Here is an 18,707-nt window from a genome sequence, read left to right on the forward strand (position 1 = left end):
CTCCCTGCCCGCACGCCCGGAGGCGAAGCTCGCCACGGTGGCAGCAGCCGACGACCGGGCCGTGCACTGCGGGAGGGGCCGTACATGACGGACACGGACATGGACGCGCTGCGGCGAAAGCTCGCGGCCCTGTCCCCGGAGCAGCGTCGTGAGGTGGAGCGCAGGCTCGCCGACCGGCAGCGGACCGCGACGATCCCGCGCCGGCCGAGGCCGGACGGCGTCGCCCGGTTCCCCTCCGCCCCCGCGCAGGAGTGGATGTACTACCTGCACGAGCTCAACCCGTCGGCCCAGGCCTACGTGATCCCCGTGCTGGCCACGCTGCGCGGCGACCTCGACGAGCAGGCGTTCGCCGAGGCCTGGCACGCGGTGGTGCGCCGCCACGAGGGCCTGCGCACCCGGTTCGAGCTGGACACCGGGCTGGGCGTCGTGGTGCAGGTCGTCACACCCGCCGCCGAGGCGGCCGGCGACGTCGTCGTGGGCCGGGCCACCGAACGGCAGCTGCCGCGCCTGGGCGACCAGCTCGTGCGTCTGCCGTTCGACCTCGCGGGAGGCAGCCTCGCCCGGCTGCGGCTGTGGCGCACGGGCGAGGACACCTGGCACCTCGGGCTGGTGCTGCACAGCATCATCGCCGACGGCTGGTCGCTGGACCTGCTGGTGAAGGACCTGTCCTCGGCGTACGCGGCGCTGACCGGCGGCCGCACGCCCGAGCTCACCCCGGCACCGGTCGACTACGCGGACTTCGCCTCCTGGCAGCGCGAGCAGCTCACCGGCGACGAGACGGCCGCGCACCTGCGCTACTGGCAGGACCGGCTCGCCGGCGCCGAACCCCTGCGCGTTCCGGGCGACCGGCCGGAACCGGCGCGGCGCACGTTCGCCGCCCGGTCTGTCCCGCTCCCGCTGAGCGCCGACGTGGTCGCCGGGCTCGCCCGCTACGGCCGGTCGCAGGACGCGACGCTGTTCATGGTCGTGCTCGCCGCCTACGCCTACCTGCTGCACCGCTGGTCCGGGCAGCCGCGGCCGCTCGTCGCGATGCCGGTCGCCGGGCGCACCCGGCCCGAGCTCGAAGAGGTGTTCGGCTTCTTCGTCAACACGATCCCGCTCGACGTCGGCCTCGAGGGCGTCACGTCGTTCGGCGAGCTGCTCGCGGCGGCGCGCGAAGCGGTCGTGGGCGCGTTCGCGCACGCCGAGGTCCCCGTGGACCGGGTGGTGGCGGCGGTGCCCGGCGGTGGCGGCGCGCAGAACCCGCTGCGGGTGCTGCTCAACCTCAACAACACGCCGCTGCGCGCCCTCGACCTGCCGGGCGTGCGCGCGGAGATCCCGCAGCGGCCGCACGGGGGCACCGACTTCGACCTCCGGCTCGACTTCACCCCGCGCGACGACGGCGGGCTGGAGGGCTGGCTCGTCTACTCCACCGACATCCTGGGCGAGGCCACCGCCACCCGCATCGCCGAGGGCGTCGCCGCCGCCCTGGAGCACGTCGCCGCGACCGGCGGGGAGATCCCGCTCGCGGAGCTGCCGGTCATGTCCGCCGCCTCGCGCGAGACCCTGCTGCGGGAGACGAGCGGCGCCGGCGTGCCCGCCTACCCGGCCCGCACCCTGCACGACCTGGTCGCGGAGCAGGTGGACGCGACACCGCACCGGACCGCCGTCGTCGCCGACGCGGAACACGCCTGTCCCGAACTGACCTACGCGGAGCTGGACGAGCGCGCGAACCGCCTGGCGCACTGGCTCGCCGGGCGCGGCGTGGCGGCCGGCGACCGGATCGCGATCTGCCTGCACCGCGGCACGGACCTCGTCGTCGCGCTGCTCGGCGCGATGAAGGCGGGCGCGGTCTGCGTGCCGCTCGACCCGGCCCACCCCGCGAGCCGCGTCGAGGAGGTCGCGCAGGACGCGGACCCCGTGCTCGTGATCACCGAGCAGGCGGTCGCGGGCCGGTTCGGCGCGCACGCCGTCGCCGACCTGGGCGCGCTCGCCGCCGAGCTGGCCGAGTGCTCCTCCACGCGGCCGGACGTCGCGGTCACCCCCTCGGACGGCGCGTACCTGCTCTACACCTCCGGGTCGACCGGCAGGCCCAAGGGCGTCGTCCTGACCCACCACGGCGTCGCGAACCGGATGCTCGGCATGTGCGACGCGCTGGCGTTCACCGAGGACGACGTCGTGCTGCACAAGAGCACGATCAACGCCGACCCGGCGATGTGGGAGATCCTCGTGCCGCTGCTGTGCGGGGCGCGCACCGTCCTCGCGCGCCCGCTGCTCGGCACCGACCCCGCCTACCTGCACGACGTCCTCGCCCGGCACCGGGTCACGGCCTGCGAGTTCATCCCGTCGCTGCTGCGGCCGGTGCTCGCGCGGCCGGGGTTCGGCGCCGCCGCCGCGTCCGTGCGGGTGATCCTCTCCGCCGGCGAGGTGCTGGCGCCCCAGCTCGCCACGGACCTGCTGCGCGCGCTGCCGGGAGCGCGGTTCTTCAACTGCTACGGGCCGACCGAGACCACCCTCGACATCACCGCCCAGCCGGTCTCGCTGCCCGTGCCCGACCCCGTCCCGCTCGGGTTCCCCGTGCGCGGCACCGACCTGCACGTCGTCGACCGGCAGCTGCGCCTGCAACCGCCCGGCGCGCCCGGCGAGCTCGTGGTCGGCGGGGCGCAGGTCGGCCTGGGCTACCACCGGCGGCCCGAGCAGACGGCGCTCGCGTTCGTCCCGCACCCGTTCCGCCCCGGCGCGAAGGTCTACCGGACCGGCGACCTGGTGCGCTGGCTCCCGGACGGCTCGCTCGCGTTCCTCGGCCGGATCGACCGGCAGGTCAAGGTCCACGGCTACCGGGTCGAGCCCGGCGAGGTCGAGAGCGCGCTGCGGACGAGCCCGTCGGTCGGCGACGCCGCCGTCGTGGCGCGCCCGGACGGCACCGGCAGCCACGTCCTGCACGCCTACGTGACACCGGCGGCCGGGCAGCGGCCCGACGCCGACGCGCTGCGCCGCGAGCTCGGCACCAGGGTGCCGACGCCGATGATCCCGGTCAGCATCACCGTCGTCGCCGAGTTCCCGCTGACCTCCAGCGGCAAGGTCGACCACCACGCGCTGCCCGAACCGCGGCCGGTCGCGGCCGAGCAGCCCGCGCCGACCGGCACCCCGGTGCAGGAGGTGCTGCACGGCATCTGGACCGAGGCGATCGGCACCGGCGACGTCGGCGTCCGGGACAACTTCTTCGACCTCGGCGGCAACTCGCTGCAGGCGACCGTGGTGGTCTCACGGGTGCGGGAGATCTTCCGGATCGAGCTGCCGCTGCACTTCTTCATCGAGGCGCCCACGATCGAGGCGATGTCCGCCATGGTCCTCGCCCAGGGCGCCGAAGCGGGGGTGGACACCGAGCAGGTGGCCGCGGTGCTGCTGCAGGTGCAGGCCATGTCCGAGGACGAGGTCGCGGCGAGGCTGCGGGACTAGCGGTGGGCCGTCCGCGGTTCGCCGCCGGGTTCCTGCGCCTGTTCGCGGCCACCGCGGCCACCGGGCTCGGTGACGGCTGCCGCATCGCCGCGCTCGCGGTGCTCGCGACGACGCTCACGGACTCGCCGGTGCTCATCGCGCTCGTCACCGTCGCCGCACGCGTGCCGTGGATCGTCATCGGCCCGTTCGCGGGCGCCTTCGCCGACGCGGTGGAGCCCTGGCGGGCCATGCGGCTCTGCCTGGTCCTGCGCGCCGCCGTGGTGGCCGCGTTCGCGGTGCTGGTGCTGACCGGCGGTGCCGGCATCTGGGTGCTGATCGCGGTGTCGTTCGTGATCAGCTCGATCGACACGCTCGCCGACAACCTGGCCCAGGCGGTGGTGCCGCAGGTGGCGGGCGGGGCCGGCCTCGAAGCCGCCAACAGCCGGATCATGGGCGCTCAAGCCATCACCACCGACTTCGTCGGCACGCCGTTCGGCCCGCTGCTGCTGGCGGTGGCCGCGGCGCTGCCGTTCGGGGCGGACGCGCTGCTGACCGTCCTCGCCGCGGTGCTGATCTGGACCGTCCGCGCTCCCGCCCGCGCGTCGCTCGACCGGCCGGCGCTGACGGTGCGCGGCCTGGCGGTCGGCGCGGGGGAGGGAATGCGGGCGCTCTGGCGGTCCGGCACGCTGCGCACCGTCGCGCTCGCGGCTTGCCTGGTCAACTGCGCGAACCTGACGGTGCTGAGCATCGCCGTCCTCTACACCGTGCACGTCCTGCACGTCAGCGCGGCGCTGTACGGGGTGCTGCTGCTCGTCATCGGGATCGGCGGGCTCGCCGGGCTGGCGGTGACCTCGTGGTGCGTCGCGCGGCTCGGCAGGACGGGAACGCTGCTGCTGTCGACGGCGCTGTGCCCCGGCGCGTTCGTCATCGGTGGCCTGACCTCGAACGCCGTGGTCGCCGCCGCGGCGCTGTCGCTCGTCGGGTTCACCACGTCGGTGATGACCGTCGTGACGCTGTCGCTGCGCCAGGACACCATCCCGGAGTCGCACTTCGGCCGGGTGAACGCGGCTTACCGGCTGGTCGTGAACGGCGTCTCGCCCGCCGGCGGCCTGCTCGGCGGGGTGGTGGCGGGCCTCGCGGGCCTGCGGGCGCCGTTCTTCGTCAGCGCCGGCTTCGCGGCCGTCGCGACCGCCGCCGTGGCGTGGCTGGTCGTGTCGGGGCGCTCGTCCGCCGGGGCGGCTCAGTCCGGCAGCACCCGGTGACCGGCCGCCTCCAGGGTGGCGGCCGCCGCGGCGGCGTCGCGCACGACGAAGTGGTCGGTGTCGAACGTGGCGACGACGAACACGCTGTGTCCCGCCGCGGCCAGCGGCGCCGCCACCGAGCTCGCGATGCCCGGCACGTCGAGGCCGAACGTCTCGACGATCCCGAGGCACTCCCAGCCGCGGTCGGCGTCCACCCCCTCGGGGACCGCCTGCTCCGGCAGGATCAGCGAGAGCTCCGCGGCGGTGCGGGTGATCGAGGTGAACGCGCTCGGCGCGGCGGCGGCCCACGGCGGGATCGCGTCGCCGGGCCCGAGGCGGAGCATCGCGAACCGGCCGGGCAGCCTGCGCAGGGTCAGCTGGGGCACGGGCCCTCCCGCCTCTTGGCCTGGGTGCGGATGATGTCGAGGACGTCGCGCAGCATGGCGGCGGACGCCGGTTCCGGGTGCGGCTCGAGGCTCGCGGCGGAGATCCGCCTGACCTGGCTCGCGTGGAAGACGACCCCCATCTCGTCGGGGTGCAGGCGGGCCAGGGGGTGGTCCGCGGGCAGCGCCTCGGGCCCCACGCGCAGCCGGTAGCCGTCGCCCGACCGTTCGGCGACGGCCAGCGGCACGATCCGCTCGCCCGCCTCGCCGGCGGCGCGCACGGCGTCCTGCGTGACGCCCCGGATGCCGGTGATCTCGACGTCGGCCAGCCCGGCGCGGGCGCCGAGCACCGAGTTCGCCGTGATCAGCAGCTTGAACGCCGCGTCGTGGCCGTCGACGTCGAGCGACGGGTCGGCCTCCGCGATGCCCCGCCGCTGGGTGTCCGCGAGCGCCTCGCCGAAGCCGGTCCCGGACTCCATGGCCCGCAGCACGTACTGGCTGGTGCCGTTGAACACGCCTTCGAGCCGGAGGATCTCCTCGCCGGCGAAGTCGCGCAGCCCCAGGTTGACCACGGGCAGGGCACCCGCCACGGTCGCGCTGAACCGCAGGTACGGCCGGTCGTCCGGCTCCGCCCAGCCCGCACCGAGGTCGCTGGCGGCCGCGAGCTCGTCGTAGGCGAGCGCGAGAGGACCCTTGTCGGCCAGCACGACGTGCGTGCCGGAGGCCAGTGCGGCGCGCACGAGACCCAGGCCGGGCTCACCGTCGGTGAGGTCGACCGGTGTGGCGCCGAGCAGGACGTCGGGTGCGCACTCCCGCAGCGCGTCCGCGGCGGACGCGCCGGGGCGGCCCACCCCCGGCAGCGCGGCGAGCGGGGTGCCGTCCGCCAGCGCCGAGGTGAGGTGCGCGAGGTCGAGGCCGGCGGGGTCGACGGCGGCGCCACCCAGTTCGGCGACCCCCACGACGGACAGGTCCACGCCGTAGCGGCCGACCAGGTCGGCGTGGCGGTCCCGCAGCAGCGCGAGGAACCCGGCCCCGACGTTCCCGGCACCGGCAAGGCACAGTCTCCACCGCTCGCCGCCCACCACGCCTCCGGTTCGTCGGTCGCCGATCACCGCGTCCGGACGCTAGCAGCACGAACAGGGCCGCCGGGGCGTGGGGAAATCTCCTGACTGCTGTGCGCGGGAGCGCGGTGGCAGTGTCCTGACGCGCCAGGACCACCTCAACCACAGCGCGGGGGGACGATGCCGACGACGACGGTGCTGTGCCTCGGACCGGCCGGCGCCGGGCCGAGCTTCTTCCGCGGCTGGGTGGCACCGGACGCGGACATCAGGGTCGAGCCCGTCTCCGTCCCCGGCCGGGAACGGCGGTTCGGCGAACCGGCCCAGGAGACCGTCGCGGGACTGCTCGGCGTGCTCGTGCCGGAGGTCCTGCCGGTCGCGGACGCGGCGGACCGGGTGGTCGTGCTCGGGCACTGCTACGGCGCGATCGTCGCCTACGAGCTCTGCCAGGCGCTGGCCGCCGCCCGTCCGGGACTTCCGCTGGCCCTCGTGGCGAGCGGCTCGACCAGACCGGGCGTGCCGCGCGGCGGCCGGATCACCGGCCTGCCCGACGACGAGTTCGTCGAGGGCGTCGAGAGGATCGCCGGGTACACCTACCCGGCGCTCGGCCGGCTGGAGCTGCGCGAGGTGCTGCTGCCCCCGATGCGCGCCGACGTGGCGATGCAGGAGAGCTACGAGGTGGACCGTGCGGCACCCCTGCTCGACATCCCCGTGCTCTCGGTCCGCGGCGCGGACGACACGATCGTCGACGCCGCGAAGGCCGCGCAGTGGCGGGAGATCACGACCGGGCCCTTCGAGCTCGCCGAGCTCGAAGGGGGGCACATGTACCTCGTCGAGGGCTGGCCCGGACTGCTCGCCCTCGTCGCCGAGACCGTGCGGGCGTGGGACCACGCCGGGAAGTCAGCGCCGTAGCGCCACGGCGCCCGAGCGCCCGACCACGAACGCCACCTCGGCGCGGGACGAGACCGTCAGCTTGCGGAAGATGCGCCCGAGGTGCGTCTCGACCGTCTTCTGGCTGATGCACAACGCCCGCGCGATGCGCTGGTTCGTGCAGCCCTGGCTGATGAGCACGGCGATCTGTTCCTCGCGCCTGCTCAACGCGTCGAGCGACTTCTCCTCCTCGCCGGGCCCCGCGTCGCCCGCCTCCGCGGCGGGACGGGTCCGTTCGGCGAGCCCGGCGAGGTGGTCGCTGTCGGTCTCGGCGGCCGCCACCTCGGCCACGTCGGCGTACTTCGTGGCGGAGCCGGTGTCGCCGATCATCTCGCTGTGCCGGGCCAGGATGTCGGCCAGTATCACCGAATGCGCGTGGAACCCGCGCTCCTGCGCGATCGTGAGGCCGCGCAACGCGTGCCGCTCCGCCGCTCCCGTGCGGTCGAGCCCCAGTTCGGCCTCCGCGAGCCACACCAGCGCGTCGAGTTGGCCCGCGATCGCCTCGTCCGCGGCCTCGTCCAGCAGCAGCGCGGCGTGCGTCGCCTGCACCGCGGCGCTCATCGGTTCCCCGTGCGGCTGCCCGAGCGCGGCCGTGGCGAGCACGGCGCTGAGCCAGCCCCGCGTGACCGACGGCACCGAGCCCAGCAGTCCGTCGACCGTCGCGGAGTCGGCGGCCGAGACCTGTGCTCCCGCTCGCAGCGATCCGGCCATCCTGGCGCCGAGCAGGACCGCCCGGTGTTCCTCCGGCAGGTCGGATCTCCTCGCGAGCGCCTCGGCGACGGGCGTGTCCGACGTCCCGGGCCGCCCCAGCATGTCCTCGCACCACGCCTGGCACACGACGGCGTCCACCCGATCGCCGACCGTGTCGCGCGGAGCCCGCTTCCCCAGCCATTCCAACGCGTTCTTGAACTGTCCCGACAGCGCCAGAGCCCGGCCCCAGGTTGCTCCACCATGCTTCAGCTTCACGCCAGCACCCCCTGACGTCCCGGCAAATCCGGAACCTCGATCAGTCTGCCATTTTGGGAACGGATGTGTGAGGAAGATGTATAGAGTGCTTATGTGTGACGATGCGCCGAAGTGGACAAGACGAGGTTTGTCCTTCTGATCCACGGGAAAGCTGCTTCGCAGTGGTCTGGCTGGTGTTCACCGCGATGGCCGCACTCGTGCTGTCGGCCGCCTTCCTCACGACGGCTCCGGCCGCCGACGGCGAGGCCGGGCAGCGCGCGCTCGCGGTCGCGAAACGCTTGGAGGGCCAGCGTTTCATCGGCACGCCCGCACTCGCCTCCGCTGTGGACGAGGTGGATCGTTTGCTCGGCAACGTTCCCGGGCTCGAGGTCGTTCGCCAGCAGGAGTCCGGAATCGTGCACCTACCCACTCGCGACGTCGTCTACTCCGTGACGAACGTCATCGCCCGCGTGCGGGGGAAGAGCCCGGAAACCGTGCTCGTGAACGCACATGTGGACACACCCCTGGAAGGACACGGCGCCGCCGACGACGCGGTGAACGTCGGCGCGATGATCGAGGCCGCACGGGTGCTGGCGGCGGGAGACGTGCCGAGCCGGACGATCGTCTTCCTCTTCAACGGAGGCGAGGAAGTCGGCTTCACCGGCGCCGACGCGTTCACCCGTCACGAGTGGGCCCGCGACGTCCGGTGGTACCTGAACATGGAGGCGGTCGGATCCGGTGGCCTGCCGGTGCTCTTCCAGGCCTCGCCCGGCTCCGGCGACCTGGTGGCGGCGGCGGGTGCGGTGTCCCGGCCGCGCGGATCCTTTGTCGGGCAACAGTTGTTCCAGACCGGCCTGCTCAACTCCGAGACGGACAGCGACATCTGGCGCGGCAGGGGCTGGAAGGGCCTCGACTACGCGCTCGTCGAGGACGGCTACGTCTACGACACCCCGCTCGACCGCGCGGACCGGATCCCGCCGGGCACCGCCCAGTCCATCGTCGACGTGCTCGTCGGCGTCCTCTCCTCCCGGGACGCCCTGGGCGACGCCCCGGTGCCGTACTTCGCCGACGTGCTCAGCCGTGCGTGGTGGACCGCCGACCCGGTCGTGCCGCTCGTCGTCAGCACCGCCGTGCTGCTCGCGGTGGCGGCTCTCGTGTTCCGGGAGCACCGCCGCGGCCGCTCCAGCGCCCGTACCGTGGTCGTCACCGCCTCCCTGACGGTCGCCGGGCTGGTCACCGGCCTGCTCGCGGGCCTGCTGGCCGGCGGTCTCGGCCTGCTGACCGGGGGCTCGTTCGCCTGGTACGCCCACCCGTGGCTGATCGGCCTGCTGCACGTCCCCGTCGTGGTCGCGGGAAGCGTCGTCCCGCTGGCGCTGTGGTGGCGCGCCCAGCCGGTGCGCCGTGCGGCGGCCAGGACGGCCGCGACCGGGGTGGCGGCGGCGACGGCGGTGCTCGGCTGCGCCCTCGCGTGGGCGGGCGTGGGAGCGGCGTACCTGCTCTGGACCTTCAGCGCCCTGCTGGTGCTCGCGTTGTGGGTGTCGGCGCGGACGGGGCGGTGGTGGCCGCTGGCGGTGGCGATGGCGCCGCAGATGCTCCTGGTCGCCGAGTTCACGCGGGACCTCTACACGCTCGTCGTCCCGCTCCTGGGCCGCGAGGACCCGGGCATCCAGCCCGACCTGCTCCTGGGCGCGCTGACGGCCGTGATCGCGTTCCCCGCCGCGCTCGTCGTGGCGCTGTTCGCCCTCCACGCCGGTCGCCTGCGCCGCGTGACGGTCGCGGTCGCCGTCGTCGCGGTGGCGGGCCTCGTCGCGGCCGCGGTGCTCCCGCCCTACACCGCCCACCGCCCGCAGCACGTCCTGCTGATGCAGGAACAGGACTCGGCCGGCGCCCGGATCCTGCTGCGCAGCGACGGCCCGAACTCACCCGCGTCGCTCGGCCTGGTCCGGGACGCCGCCGGGGCTACGGGCCTGCCGGTGCGCGAGGACGCGCTGACCACCACCCCGCTCGCCCTCTCCGCGGGCACGACGACCTTCGAGCGCGGCGACGACGGCGAACTGGCGATCACCGTGGGGGCCACGGGCGCGGCGCGGGTGCGCTTCGTGCTCACCGGCGCGGTGCGCTCGGTCAACGGCCGCTCGTTCGAGGGCGTGCAGAAGGCGACCGTGGACGTCGTGGGGCACCCCGAGGGCTTCACCGCGAAGGTGCGCGCCGACGGCCCGGTGACGGCCGTGGTCGAGCAGGCGTTCACCACGACGGGCCCGGACGCGGCCAGGGTCGTGGACAGCCTGCCGGACTGGGTGGTCGTCAGCGCGCGGACGACGGTGATCGACCGCTTCGAAGGCTGAGCTCGTCCTCGCCACCGTGCACAAGGGACAGAGGTCCCCGGCGGATTCATACCTCGATCGGGTGAACCTCGCGGGTGAACGCGACCGGCGGGCGTGGTGCCGGTGACTCCTCGACACGAAGGGGGGTTCGGGGTTCACCCTGTGACCGTCGGCACTTTGACCATGTCCGGCACCGCCGTTTCACTGGACGACCGGCCGGGCCGGTGGGTGGCCCGCGGAGGGAGAAGACGTCACGGTGGCGATGCCGGATCTGATCAGACGGTCGGCGCTCGACGGGCGGATCGTGCTGTGGGAGGAGTCGGCCAGGGACGGAGCGCAGGGCAAGACCCTCATGAGCGCCGGGTTCCGGGTCCGGCTGGCGCGGCAGCAGGGACTCGTGTTCGGCGACGACGGGCCGCGGCACGTCGTCTTCGCCGCCGGGTTTCCCGCTGTGTGCCAGGAGGAGTTCGACGCGACCCGGGAGGTGGCGCTGCGCGCCGCCGGCGCCGTGAGCCCCGCGGCCGTGTGCCGCGCCACCGCCGCCGACGTGCGGCAGGCCTGCGCAGCGGTCCGGGACGCTCCGAACGGCCGGGTGATGATCGTGGTGCCCGCCTCGGACGAGATGGCCGGCGCGATGGTCCACCGGCCGGCGGAGGCGGCACTGGCCGACGCGGTGCCGCTGGTGCGGGCGGCTCGCGCCGCCGGGGTGTTCGCCGACGTGTGCTTCGCCGACGCCCCGCGCGCGGACGTGGACCTCATGGCCGCGGCGGCCACCACCCTGACCGGTGCCGGAGCCGGGGTGGTCGTCATCGCCGACACGACCGGTGACCTGCTCACCGAGCGCTGTTCCGAGCTGTTCACCGGCCTGGCCGAACGGGTGTCCGCCGACATCGTGCTCGCCTCCCACCTGCACAACGACCTCGGACTGGGGCTCGCGAACACGCTCGCCGCCATCCGCGCCGGCGTCCGCGTCGTGTCGAGCTCGTGGCTCGGGGTGGCCGAGCGCAGCGGCCTGGTCGCGACCGAGCAGCTGCTGTTCCTGCTCGCGCGGCGCGCCACCGAACTGCTCGGCGGGGCGGACCTCTGGTACACGGCGCCGGACCTGACCCGGATTCCCGTGATCGCGCGGCAGGTCTCGGCCGAGACCGGGGTACCGCTGACCGTGACCACACCGATCGTCGGTACCGGCGTGGGCACCCTCTCCACCGGCACGCCGTTCGTGCGGCCGGCGACGTTCCAGCCCTACGACCCCGCGGTGCTCGGCATCGAGCCCACCGTCGTGCTCACCCACCTCGCCAGCGCCCGCGTGCTGCGCGCGGTGTGCGAACGGATCGGTCTCGTCCTCGACCGCGCCGAGACGACGGCCGCGCTGGCGTGGGTGAAGTCGGAGGCGTACAGCCGCAACGAAGCCGTGATCCCCGACGAGGACCTGGCCGAGTTCGTGACCGGGCTGCGCGGGGCCGCTGCCGCGCTGCGTGCGGGGGAGGCCGTCGTGCTGCCCAACCCGTTCCCGCTGACCTCCGTCGTCGCCGCGACGTCGCCCGAGGCGGTGAACAAGGCGAAGCAACGCCCTGCCGGCCAGGCCGTGGCTCTCTGGCTCGTGGACGACGACCTCTGGGCGGAGTTCGCCCGTGCCCTCGACCTTGATGGACCGACTCGCCGGTTCGCCCGGGACCTGCTGGTCCGGGAACGACTCACGCTCCTGGTGCCCGTGCTGCCCGAACCCCTGCCCGCGTGGGCCCGCGAGGCCGTCCGGGACGACCACGTGCTGGTGTTCGGCGCCTGCTGGCCTCCGGTGCTGCCCGTGCTCGCCGGCGTGGCGCCCCTGCACGTGAGCAGTGCGAACCGCACCGGCTCCACACCGGCGGCGTCGCAGGCCGAGGCGCGGGCGGCGTTCGCCGCCGAGGTCCACGTCCTCGACGTGGCCCGGTACGCGCCGGGCGAGGGCCGGGCGGCCACCACGACGCTGCGCGTGGGCCGCGGACGCGCGCTCACCCACACCCGGCGCGGCGCCCAGGACCGCGCTCACGGAACGCCCGACGCCTATGTCGCCCACCTCGTGCGCACTTACGGCGATTCCGAACCATCAGGAGAAGCGTCCTCTTAGGACGCCAGTCGTTTCCTGAGCACGTCTTGGCCGCTGCGGATGCCGGGCAGCGACACCTTTTCCCGGGTGGTCATCTCGAAGAGCGCCTCGACCTGCCTGGCCGGGTCCAGCGCCTTGATCATCTGGTGGACCGCGTCGACGCCCCTGTCGAAGTGCGGCAGGTAGAGGTCCGGGCTGATCGTGAAACCGTCGAGATCGTGGTTGATCTTGGTGAAGAACTTCCGCTTGGCCTGGTCGAGATCGGCGAGCAGGCCGGCGAGTTTCTCGCCGCCGAAGTCCTGGTAGGCGTTCATGCCCACCACCTGGTCGATCGCGTGGATCGTGCGGTCCTCGCCGAGGCGCAGGTTCTCCGGGTGCCGGTCCGGGTTGTGGATCACCAGGTCGAGCAGCCACACCCGGCCGAGCTCCTCCACCCACCCGCCACGGGTCTGCTCGTCCGCCGCGTTCCACTGGCTCGCCGCGTCCTTCAGGTCGACGCCCTTGACGTAGGGCATCACCAGGACCTGGTCGTACTGCACCGCTTTGATCGCGTCGGCGAGTGAGTTCCCGCCGGCGCCCAGCTCGCGGAACCGCGCCAGCGCTCCCGTGATCTCGGCGGAGTCGACCCGGATCGCCTCGGTCTGCACGGTGTTGACCCCGGCGATCCTCCCGAACTGGGAGGCCACCACCTCGGCGGCGGGGGTGGTGTCCGCGGAGGTCTTCACGACCAACGCCTCGTCGTTCTTGCTCACCACGTAGACCCCCTTGCGGAGAGCGCCCACCTCGGTGGCCTCGCCCCAGTTCCGGTCCCCGATCCCGAACCGCTGCAGCACCGGCGGGGCGGTGGTGGCCGGGCAGTCGCACTCGGTGCTGCGCTGCACGTCGGCGTCCTGGCCGGGCGCGCTCAGCAACGCGGCGGACAGCTCGGCCCGGAACCACCACAGCAGACAGGCCAGCACCGGCACGGACACGGAACCGGCGATGGCGCGCCACGGCAGGGCCGGTTGTCCGGCGGCGGCCAGCCGGTTCAACGCGCCCCTGTTCTGGTTGCCGCCCTTGATGACCAACGCGTCCTGGTGGTACGTCTCGTAGGACGCGCGCACCGGCAACCCCAGGGCGATGCGCAGCGCGTTCTCCGTCACGTCGTCGTTCGTCGCCACGTCTTCGGCCACTTTGAGCAGCTCACCGGCCTTCCCGGAGCGTTCGAACGCCTGGAGCGCGCCGCCCTGGGACAGCGCTTCTTCCAGTTGCTCCGCGCCGATCGGGGTCAGCCCGACGGTGAGGACCTCCTCCAGGTGCCCGATCTGGAGCTTGCCGCCGCCCTCGCGCCGGTAGACGGTGACCTGGCGGTCGCCGGTGGCCGGGTGGTTCGCCGCCTTGCCGCGCATGATCCGGCCCGCGTGGATCAGTTCGTGGGCGAGCACCAGGAACGTGGGCATCTCCTGCCGCTCGAGGCTCTGGTGCTCCTCGTCCCACACCTCGACCACGCGTTTCTCACCCGCGGTCTTCGGGTCGAAGTGGACGATGGCGTCGGCGCCGGTCGTGGCCGCCGCCGAGATGCCCGCCCGCACCGCGGCCCGGCCGGAACCCGTTGCCGCGACATCGGTGCGGTTGTCACCGCTGGTGTCGCGCCGGATGGTCACCGTGCGGTCGCTGCCGACCAGGTCGTGGACGAGCCGGTACCGCGGATCGTCCTTGTCCCGGGGCTCGCCGGTCAGCACGATGCGGCCGTTCTGCTCGGCCGCGCTGACGCCGGTGCCGGCCAGCACCGCGCTGATCGCCTCCACCACCTGGGTCTTGAACCGATCCGCCGGGGCGCGCAGGAAATCCAGGTGGTAGCCCTGCTCGACCTGGATGGTGCGCTGCACCGCACGGTTCCCGGCCGCGCGTTGCAGGGCGAGCAGCGCCTGCGGGCCCGGTGGTGCGGCCCGCCGCGGTGGTCGCGCCGCGGTCCCCGTCTCCAGCCCCTGCGGTTGCCGAACGAACTGGGACATCACGACTCCCCGTGGTTCGTCGGAGCGTGCGGGAACAAGCCGGCAGAGCGAGAGTACGAGCATCGGGTCGGCTGGAACGGGCAACACCGGGGTTCCGCCCCGACGGGCGCCGTGCACTGCCCGTCGGGGCGGAATGCGGTGTCCTGGAGGGTGGCGGCGAGTTCCGGCGTTTCAACGGCGATGAGCTGGGTACCAGGCGCTGAACGTGGCCGGTGCAGTCGCTGACCGGTCACGGCCCCGGCAGCGCGGACCTGCAGTGACCGCGATGCCTCGCCCACGGCAGGGAGAGCCGCGGCATGACTGAGCCACGCCCGCTACCGATCTGGGTCGGCACCGCCGACTCCGGCTTCGGGACGCCGATCACGTCCGTGCACGGCGAGATCGACCTGACCACCGGCCACGTCCTGCGGGACGAGGTCGCCACGCGGCTGGCGGACCGGCCGCGGTCGCTGGTCCTCGACGTCTCCCGCGTCACCTTCCTGGGATCCGCGGGCATCAACGTCATGCTGCGGGTGGGGGAGCAGGCCGCCGAGCGGGAGGTGGCCTTCGCGGTGGTGACGGGGGAGGGGTTCGTGCGCCGCGTGCTGACGCTCTCCGGGGTCAGCGGACTGCTCGGCCTGTACCGCGACCTGCCTGCCGCTCTCGCGGCGGTGGGCTGAACCGGAGCGAAGGTCACAAGCCCATGATGTTTGGTTCGGTGGTGGACATCGGCGGTCGTGATCGGGGGTTGCGGTGTGCGCACACCCCCGAGACGACCCGGCCGGCTGGAGGCGCGACCACGGTGCCCTTCGTCGGTGAACAGGCGCACCTCCTGGTGATGGACGTGCTGATCGGCCGTGACGTGGTCCTGACCGGACTGCGCCACGACATCACCGCCGCACTGCGCGACCTGGGCGAAGATCACTGCTACGACGTCCTGCTCGTCGTCACGGAACTGGTCAGCAACGTGCTGGACCACACCGGCGGCGCCGGGCGGCTCCGCCTGCTCCGCTGCCGCGTTCCCTGCCTGGTCATGATCGAGGTCGACGACCACTCGCGACAGCAACCGGTCCACGGGCGCTCACGCCTGGGCGAGCACCGCGGCAAGGGCATGGTGATGGTCGGCAACACGACCAGCAGCTGGGGGACGAGGCCGCTGGCCGACGGCAAGACAGTGTTCGCGGTGACGTCGTGCGCCCCGCCGGGGGAGTGCACGGCCGTCGCCTGAACCCGGCTCGCCGTCAGGGCACGCGCAGAACGAGGAGCGCGATGTCGTCACCCGGCCGGGCGCCACCGACCTCGTCGGCGAGCAGCTCCAGCAGGTCCGGCAGGCAGCGGTGCCCGTGCTCGGCGAGCAGGGCGGCGGCCTGGGCGGTGCCCAGGACGGTGTCGCGGCCCGGCCTCTCGACGAGGCCGTCGGTGTGCAAGAGCACGCAGCTGCCCGGAGCGAGCGTGAGCCGGTGGGTGGTCCGCTGCCGCGGCGCCATGCCGGGGAAGAACATCATGTCGTGCCCGCCCGCGTCCTCCACCCGGCCGTCCGGGTGGCGCAGCAGGGGGTGCGGGTGCCCGGCGTTGGTCCAGGACAGTTCCCAGTGACCGGCCTGCGCGGGCCGCAGGTGTGCGTGCACGAGCGTGCCGGAGGCGTTGACGCCCAGCGCGAGGTTGGCGTGTTCGAGCGCCGCCAGGACGTGGGCGGGGCCGGCGCCGGGGTGGTCGAGGTCGGCCTGGCGCAGCATGCTGCGGATCTGGCCCATCTTCGTGCTGGCACGGATGTCGTGGCCGGTGATGTCGCCGATCGTCACCGCGAGCGTCGCCGAGTCGTCGGCCGTGCGGGGCAGCGGGTAGGCGTCGTACCAGTCGCCGCCCACCAGTTCCCCGGTCGCGGCGGGCCGGTAGAGCGCGGCGACCTCCAGGTCCCGCACGACCGGCAGGTCGGTGAGCATGGCCTGCTGCAGCTGCCGGGCCACTACGATGCGGTGGTCGACGAAGACCGCGCGTTCGATCGCGCGGGCGGTGTACCCGGCGAGCGCCGTGACGATCGCCTGCTCCAGGGCGTCGAGCCGGTGCGGTGCGTCCCAGCCGATCACGAGCGTGCCCAGCGGCCCGAAGGCGCCGGGCAGCGGGACGCAGATCGCGGTGTGCAGGTCGAGCATCGCCCAGGCGTCGACGGCGTCACGGCTGTAGCCTCCCGCGACCAGGTCCGCCGCGCCCTGGATGATCACCGTCGTGTTGTCGCGGGCCGCACGGGCGGTCGGCCACGCGTCGTCGAGGCCGTAGTTCTCGTAGCTGTGCTCCATCGCGGAGGCGTGAGCGTCCACGTCGTCCTCGTCGATCAGGCGCCTCAGCCGCTTGCCCTCGACGAGCACCAGGCCGACGTAGCGGGGCAGCATGTCACCGGTGATCAGGTCGCGGACCTGTCTGCGGACCTGGCCGAGGCCGGTGGTGTCCGCGAGGTCGTTGGCCGCGCGCAGCAGCAGCTCCGCGCGGTTCAGCGCGAGCCGGGTCCGCTCGGAGAGCGCGCTGGCGCGGGCGTGCGCCGCCTCGAGGCGGCGCGAGGCGATCAGCAACCGCAGCTCGGCGCTGCACGCGGCGGCGAGGTCGACCAGGTCCTGCAGCTGCTCCCCGGTCCACTCGCGCGGCGAGGTGTCGATCGCGCACAGCGAACCCAGCACGTTCCCGTCGTCGTCGGTCAGCGGCATGCCGGCATAGGCGGCGACCTTGAGGTCGGTGACCGCGGGGTGCGAGCACCAGTTCTGGTCGGCCTCGGTGTCGTGCAGCACGAGGGGACTGCCCGTCCGCACCACGGTCTGGCACAGCGAGTGCGACAGCGGCGTGGCGCGCGTGCTCGCCAGCGGCTCGCCGAGGCCGAGGAGACCGGGGAACACCTGCCGGTCCCGTTCCACCAGCGAGACGAGCGCGACCGGAACGCGCAGGGCGCTGGCGACCAGCCGCGCGAACCGGTCCATGCCGCTGTCCGGCCGGGCGGTCAGGCCCGTGGCGTGCAGGGCCTGCTCCCGAGCTCGCTCCGAGCGGTCCTCACCCACTGCCGCACCTCTGGTCGGAACGCGGTTGTCGTCAGCAGGCGATTCTACTGGTCCGGTCCGATCAGGACGCGTCTTCCCGGATCGTCTTCACGGCAGCGTCCACCGACTCGGCGAGGGGGAGCACCTCGGTCAGCGCGCTCGCCATCAGCGGACGGGAGGCGGCCACCTCCTCGGCGACGATGGCGAACCCCACACCGTCGCGCTGGGTCCGCGAGTGCAGCTCCAGCAGCATCGACAACGCGGACGACCCCATGAAGTCCACCGCCAGCTCGACCACCAGGCCGTCCGGCTCGCGGTCCGCGAGCTCGAACAGGGCCGCGCCCACCCGGTCCACGCTGTCCACGTCGAGCTCACCGCTGACCACAGCGACGAGGACACCGTCCTGCTCGCTGGTGCGCAGGCCGGCCACCGACGCCGTCTCGTCCGAAGTCACCACAGCACCTCACCTCGAGTCCCCCGACCGTCTCCTCCCCGCGATGCTACGGAGGTCAACATCGTCCGGCAGATCACCGCGCCGCCACCGGCCGGCCGGTGGCGGTGAACTCGGGCACACCAGGCCCGCCGGTCACGGGCGGCCTCCCGGTCGTTGCTCGGCCGTGGGACCGCTCGTCGAGGACGGTGCGGCGGCCGCCCGGTGGCCGAGCCCCGCCACGGCCAGCACGACGAGCGCCGCCACCGCGACCGCGAGGCCTTCGTGCAGCAGGCACGCCGCCGCACCGGCGGCGGCCCCGAGGACGAGGAGCGCGACGGCCGCGACGCGCCGCCCCGCCCCCTGACCGCGGGCCGCCCCGAGCCGGGAGTCCGCGGCGAGCCCCGTCAGCGTGGAGGTGACGACGACGGTCGTGACGTCCCTGACGCCGAGATGACGCGCCGTCGCGGCCTGAGCGCCCATGGCCAGCGCGAGAGAGGACGCCGCCACGGCCGGGACGCTCGTCCCGAGGACGGTCAGGCCGAGCGCGGTGGCGGCCAGCACCAGGCCGACGCCGCCCAGCACCGCCGTGCAGCGGCGGTCCCAGCCCGGCGCGGCGGTCCGCAGCACCCGGCCGCCCGCGGCGGCGCCGGCGAGGAAGACCACGAGCGCCAGCGCCGGACCGAGCACGGGCAGGTCGGTGTCGCTCACGAACGCCATCCCGAGGATGACGACGTTGCCGGTCATGTTGCCCGCGAACACCTGGTCCAGGCGCAGGTACCCGACGGCGTCGACGACCCCGGTCGCGAAGGTCAGGGCCAGCGCGAGGTGCACCGGCGTGATGCGGGCGGTCATCGCCCCACCGCGCCGTCCGGCGTGCCGGGCGCGGCCACGGGA

14 protein-coding genes are annotated in these 18,707 nt (G+C 73.9%); 7 read left to right on the forward strand and 7 right to left on the reverse strand.

Annotation, left to right across the window (positions count from 1 at the left end; all coding sequences use genetic code 11):
- Window positions 1–84 precede the first annotated feature (84 nt).
- Entirely contained in the window at window positions 85–3,438 is a 3,354-nt protein-coding gene (locus tag ACFWGZ_RS02855; protein ID WP_382449738.1) for an amino acid adenylation domain-containing protein, read from the forward strand.
- A gap of 2 nt (window positions 3,439–3,440) precedes the next feature.
- The gene (locus ACFWGZ_RS02860) at window positions 3,441–4,679 is read left to right on the forward strand and encodes an MFS transporter (RefSeq protein ID WP_382449739.1); all 1,239 of its coding nucleotides are present in this window, start codon (window positions 3,441–3,443) and stop codon (window positions 4,677–4,679) included.
- Here the strand turns inward: ACFWGZ_RS02860 and ACFWGZ_RS02865 are convergent.
- Both ACFWGZ_RS02865 and ACFWGZ_RS02870 read right to left on the reverse strand, forming a co-directional pair.
- Complete coding sequence (locus tag ACFWGZ_RS02865; protein WP_382449740.1) at window positions 4,658–5,044, reverse strand: ACT domain-containing protein; 387 nt, start codon at window positions 5,042–5,044, stop codon at window positions 4,658–4,660. The two genes, ACFWGZ_RS02860 and ACFWGZ_RS02865, sit on opposite strands and share 22 nt — an antisense overlap.
- Window positions 5,032–6,153: a hypothetical protein gene (locus ACFWGZ_RS02870; RefSeq protein ID WP_382449741.1), complete on the reverse strand. Its 1,122-nt coding sequence runs from the start codon at window positions 6,151–6,153 to the stop codon at window positions 5,032–5,034. Before ACFWGZ_RS02870 ends, ACFWGZ_RS02865 begins: the two co-directional genes overlap by 13 nt.
- 129 nt (window positions 6,154–6,282) lie before the next feature.
- Between ACFWGZ_RS02870 and ACFWGZ_RS02875 the strand changes: the two genes are divergently transcribed.
- Window positions 6,283–7,011: a thioesterase II family protein gene (locus ACFWGZ_RS02875; protein WP_382449742.1), complete on the forward strand. Its 729-nt coding sequence runs from the start codon at window positions 6,283–6,285 to the stop codon at window positions 7,009–7,011.
- Here the strand turns inward: ACFWGZ_RS02875 and ACFWGZ_RS02880 are convergent.
- Window positions 7,000–7,995, reverse strand: coding sequence for a LuxR C-terminal-related transcriptional regulator (locus ACFWGZ_RS02880; RefSeq protein ID WP_382449743.1), 996 nt, complete (start codon window positions 7,993–7,995; stop codon window positions 7,000–7,002). The genes ACFWGZ_RS02875 and ACFWGZ_RS02880 overlap by 12 nt on opposite strands.
- A 161-nt stretch (window positions 7,996–8,156) precedes the next feature.
- Between ACFWGZ_RS02880 and ACFWGZ_RS02885 the strand changes: the two genes are divergently transcribed.
- Window positions 8,157–10,319, forward strand: a complete 2,163-nt coding sequence (locus ACFWGZ_RS02885) for a M20/M25/M40 family metallo-hydrolase (protein WP_382449744.1) — start codon at window positions 8,157–8,159, stop codon at window positions 10,317–10,319.
- 241 nt (window positions 10,320–10,560) lie between these two features.
- Window positions 10,561–12,405 (forward strand): hypothetical protein, encoded by a 1,845-nt coding sequence (locus tag ACFWGZ_RS02890; RefSeq protein ID WP_382449760.1) that lies wholly within the window; start codon window positions 10,561–10,563, stop codon window positions 12,403–12,405.
- Here the strand turns inward: ACFWGZ_RS02890 and ACFWGZ_RS02895 are convergent.
- On the reverse strand, window positions 12,402–14,378 hold the full coding sequence (locus tag ACFWGZ_RS02895; RefSeq protein WP_382449745.1) for a M91 family zinc metallopeptidase: 1,977 nt from the start codon (window positions 14,376–14,378) through the stop codon (window positions 12,402–12,404). The two genes, ACFWGZ_RS02890 and ACFWGZ_RS02895, sit on opposite strands and share 4 nt — an antisense overlap.
- Window positions 14,379–14,674: 296 nt before the next feature.
- Here ACFWGZ_RS02895 and ACFWGZ_RS02900 point away from each other — a divergent pair, with 296 nt between their 5' ends.
- Together ACFWGZ_RS02900 and ACFWGZ_RS02905 are read left to right on the forward strand one after the other, a co-directional pair.
- Complete coding sequence (locus ACFWGZ_RS02900; protein ID WP_382449746.1) at window positions 14,675–15,037, forward strand: STAS domain-containing protein; 363 nt, start codon at window positions 14,675–14,677, stop codon at window positions 15,035–15,037.
- 122 nt (window positions 15,038–15,159) lie between these two features.
- Window positions 15,160–15,585 carry an ATP-binding protein gene (locus ACFWGZ_RS02905; RefSeq protein ID WP_382449747.1) on the forward strand — a complete coding sequence of 142 codons (426 nt, stop codon included), beginning with the start codon at window positions 15,160–15,162 and terminating at the stop codon, window positions 15,583–15,585.
- A 13-nt stretch (window positions 15,586–15,598) separates the two neighbouring features.
- On the opposite strand, the gene ACFWGZ_RS02910 is transcribed toward ACFWGZ_RS02905, so the two are convergent.
- The 3 genes from ACFWGZ_RS02910 to ACFWGZ_RS02920 form a co-directional block, all read right to left on the reverse strand.
- Entirely contained in the window at window positions 15,599–17,401 is a 1,803-nt protein-coding gene (locus ACFWGZ_RS02910; RefSeq protein ID WP_382449748.1) for a GAF domain-containing SpoIIE family protein phosphatase, read from the reverse strand.
- A gap of 61 nt (window positions 17,402–17,462) precedes the next feature.
- Window positions 17,463–17,834 (reverse strand): STAS domain-containing protein, encoded by a 372-nt coding sequence (locus tag ACFWGZ_RS02915; protein WP_382449749.1) that lies wholly within the window; start codon window positions 17,832–17,834, stop codon window positions 17,463–17,465.
- A gap of 132 nt (window positions 17,835–17,966) precedes the next feature.
- Window positions 17,967–18,665 carry a YoaK family protein gene (locus ACFWGZ_RS02920; RefSeq protein ID WP_382449750.1) on the reverse strand — a complete coding sequence of 233 codons (699 nt, stop codon included), beginning with the start codon at window positions 18,663–18,665 and terminating at the stop codon, window positions 17,967–17,969.
- Window positions 18,666–18,707: the final 42 nt, after the last annotated feature.

The organism is Lentzea sp. NPDC060358, assembly GCF_042725365.1.
In the GTDB taxonomy this organism is placed as follows: domain Bacteria; phylum Actinomycetota; class Actinomycetes; order Mycobacteriales; family Pseudonocardiaceae; genus Lentzea.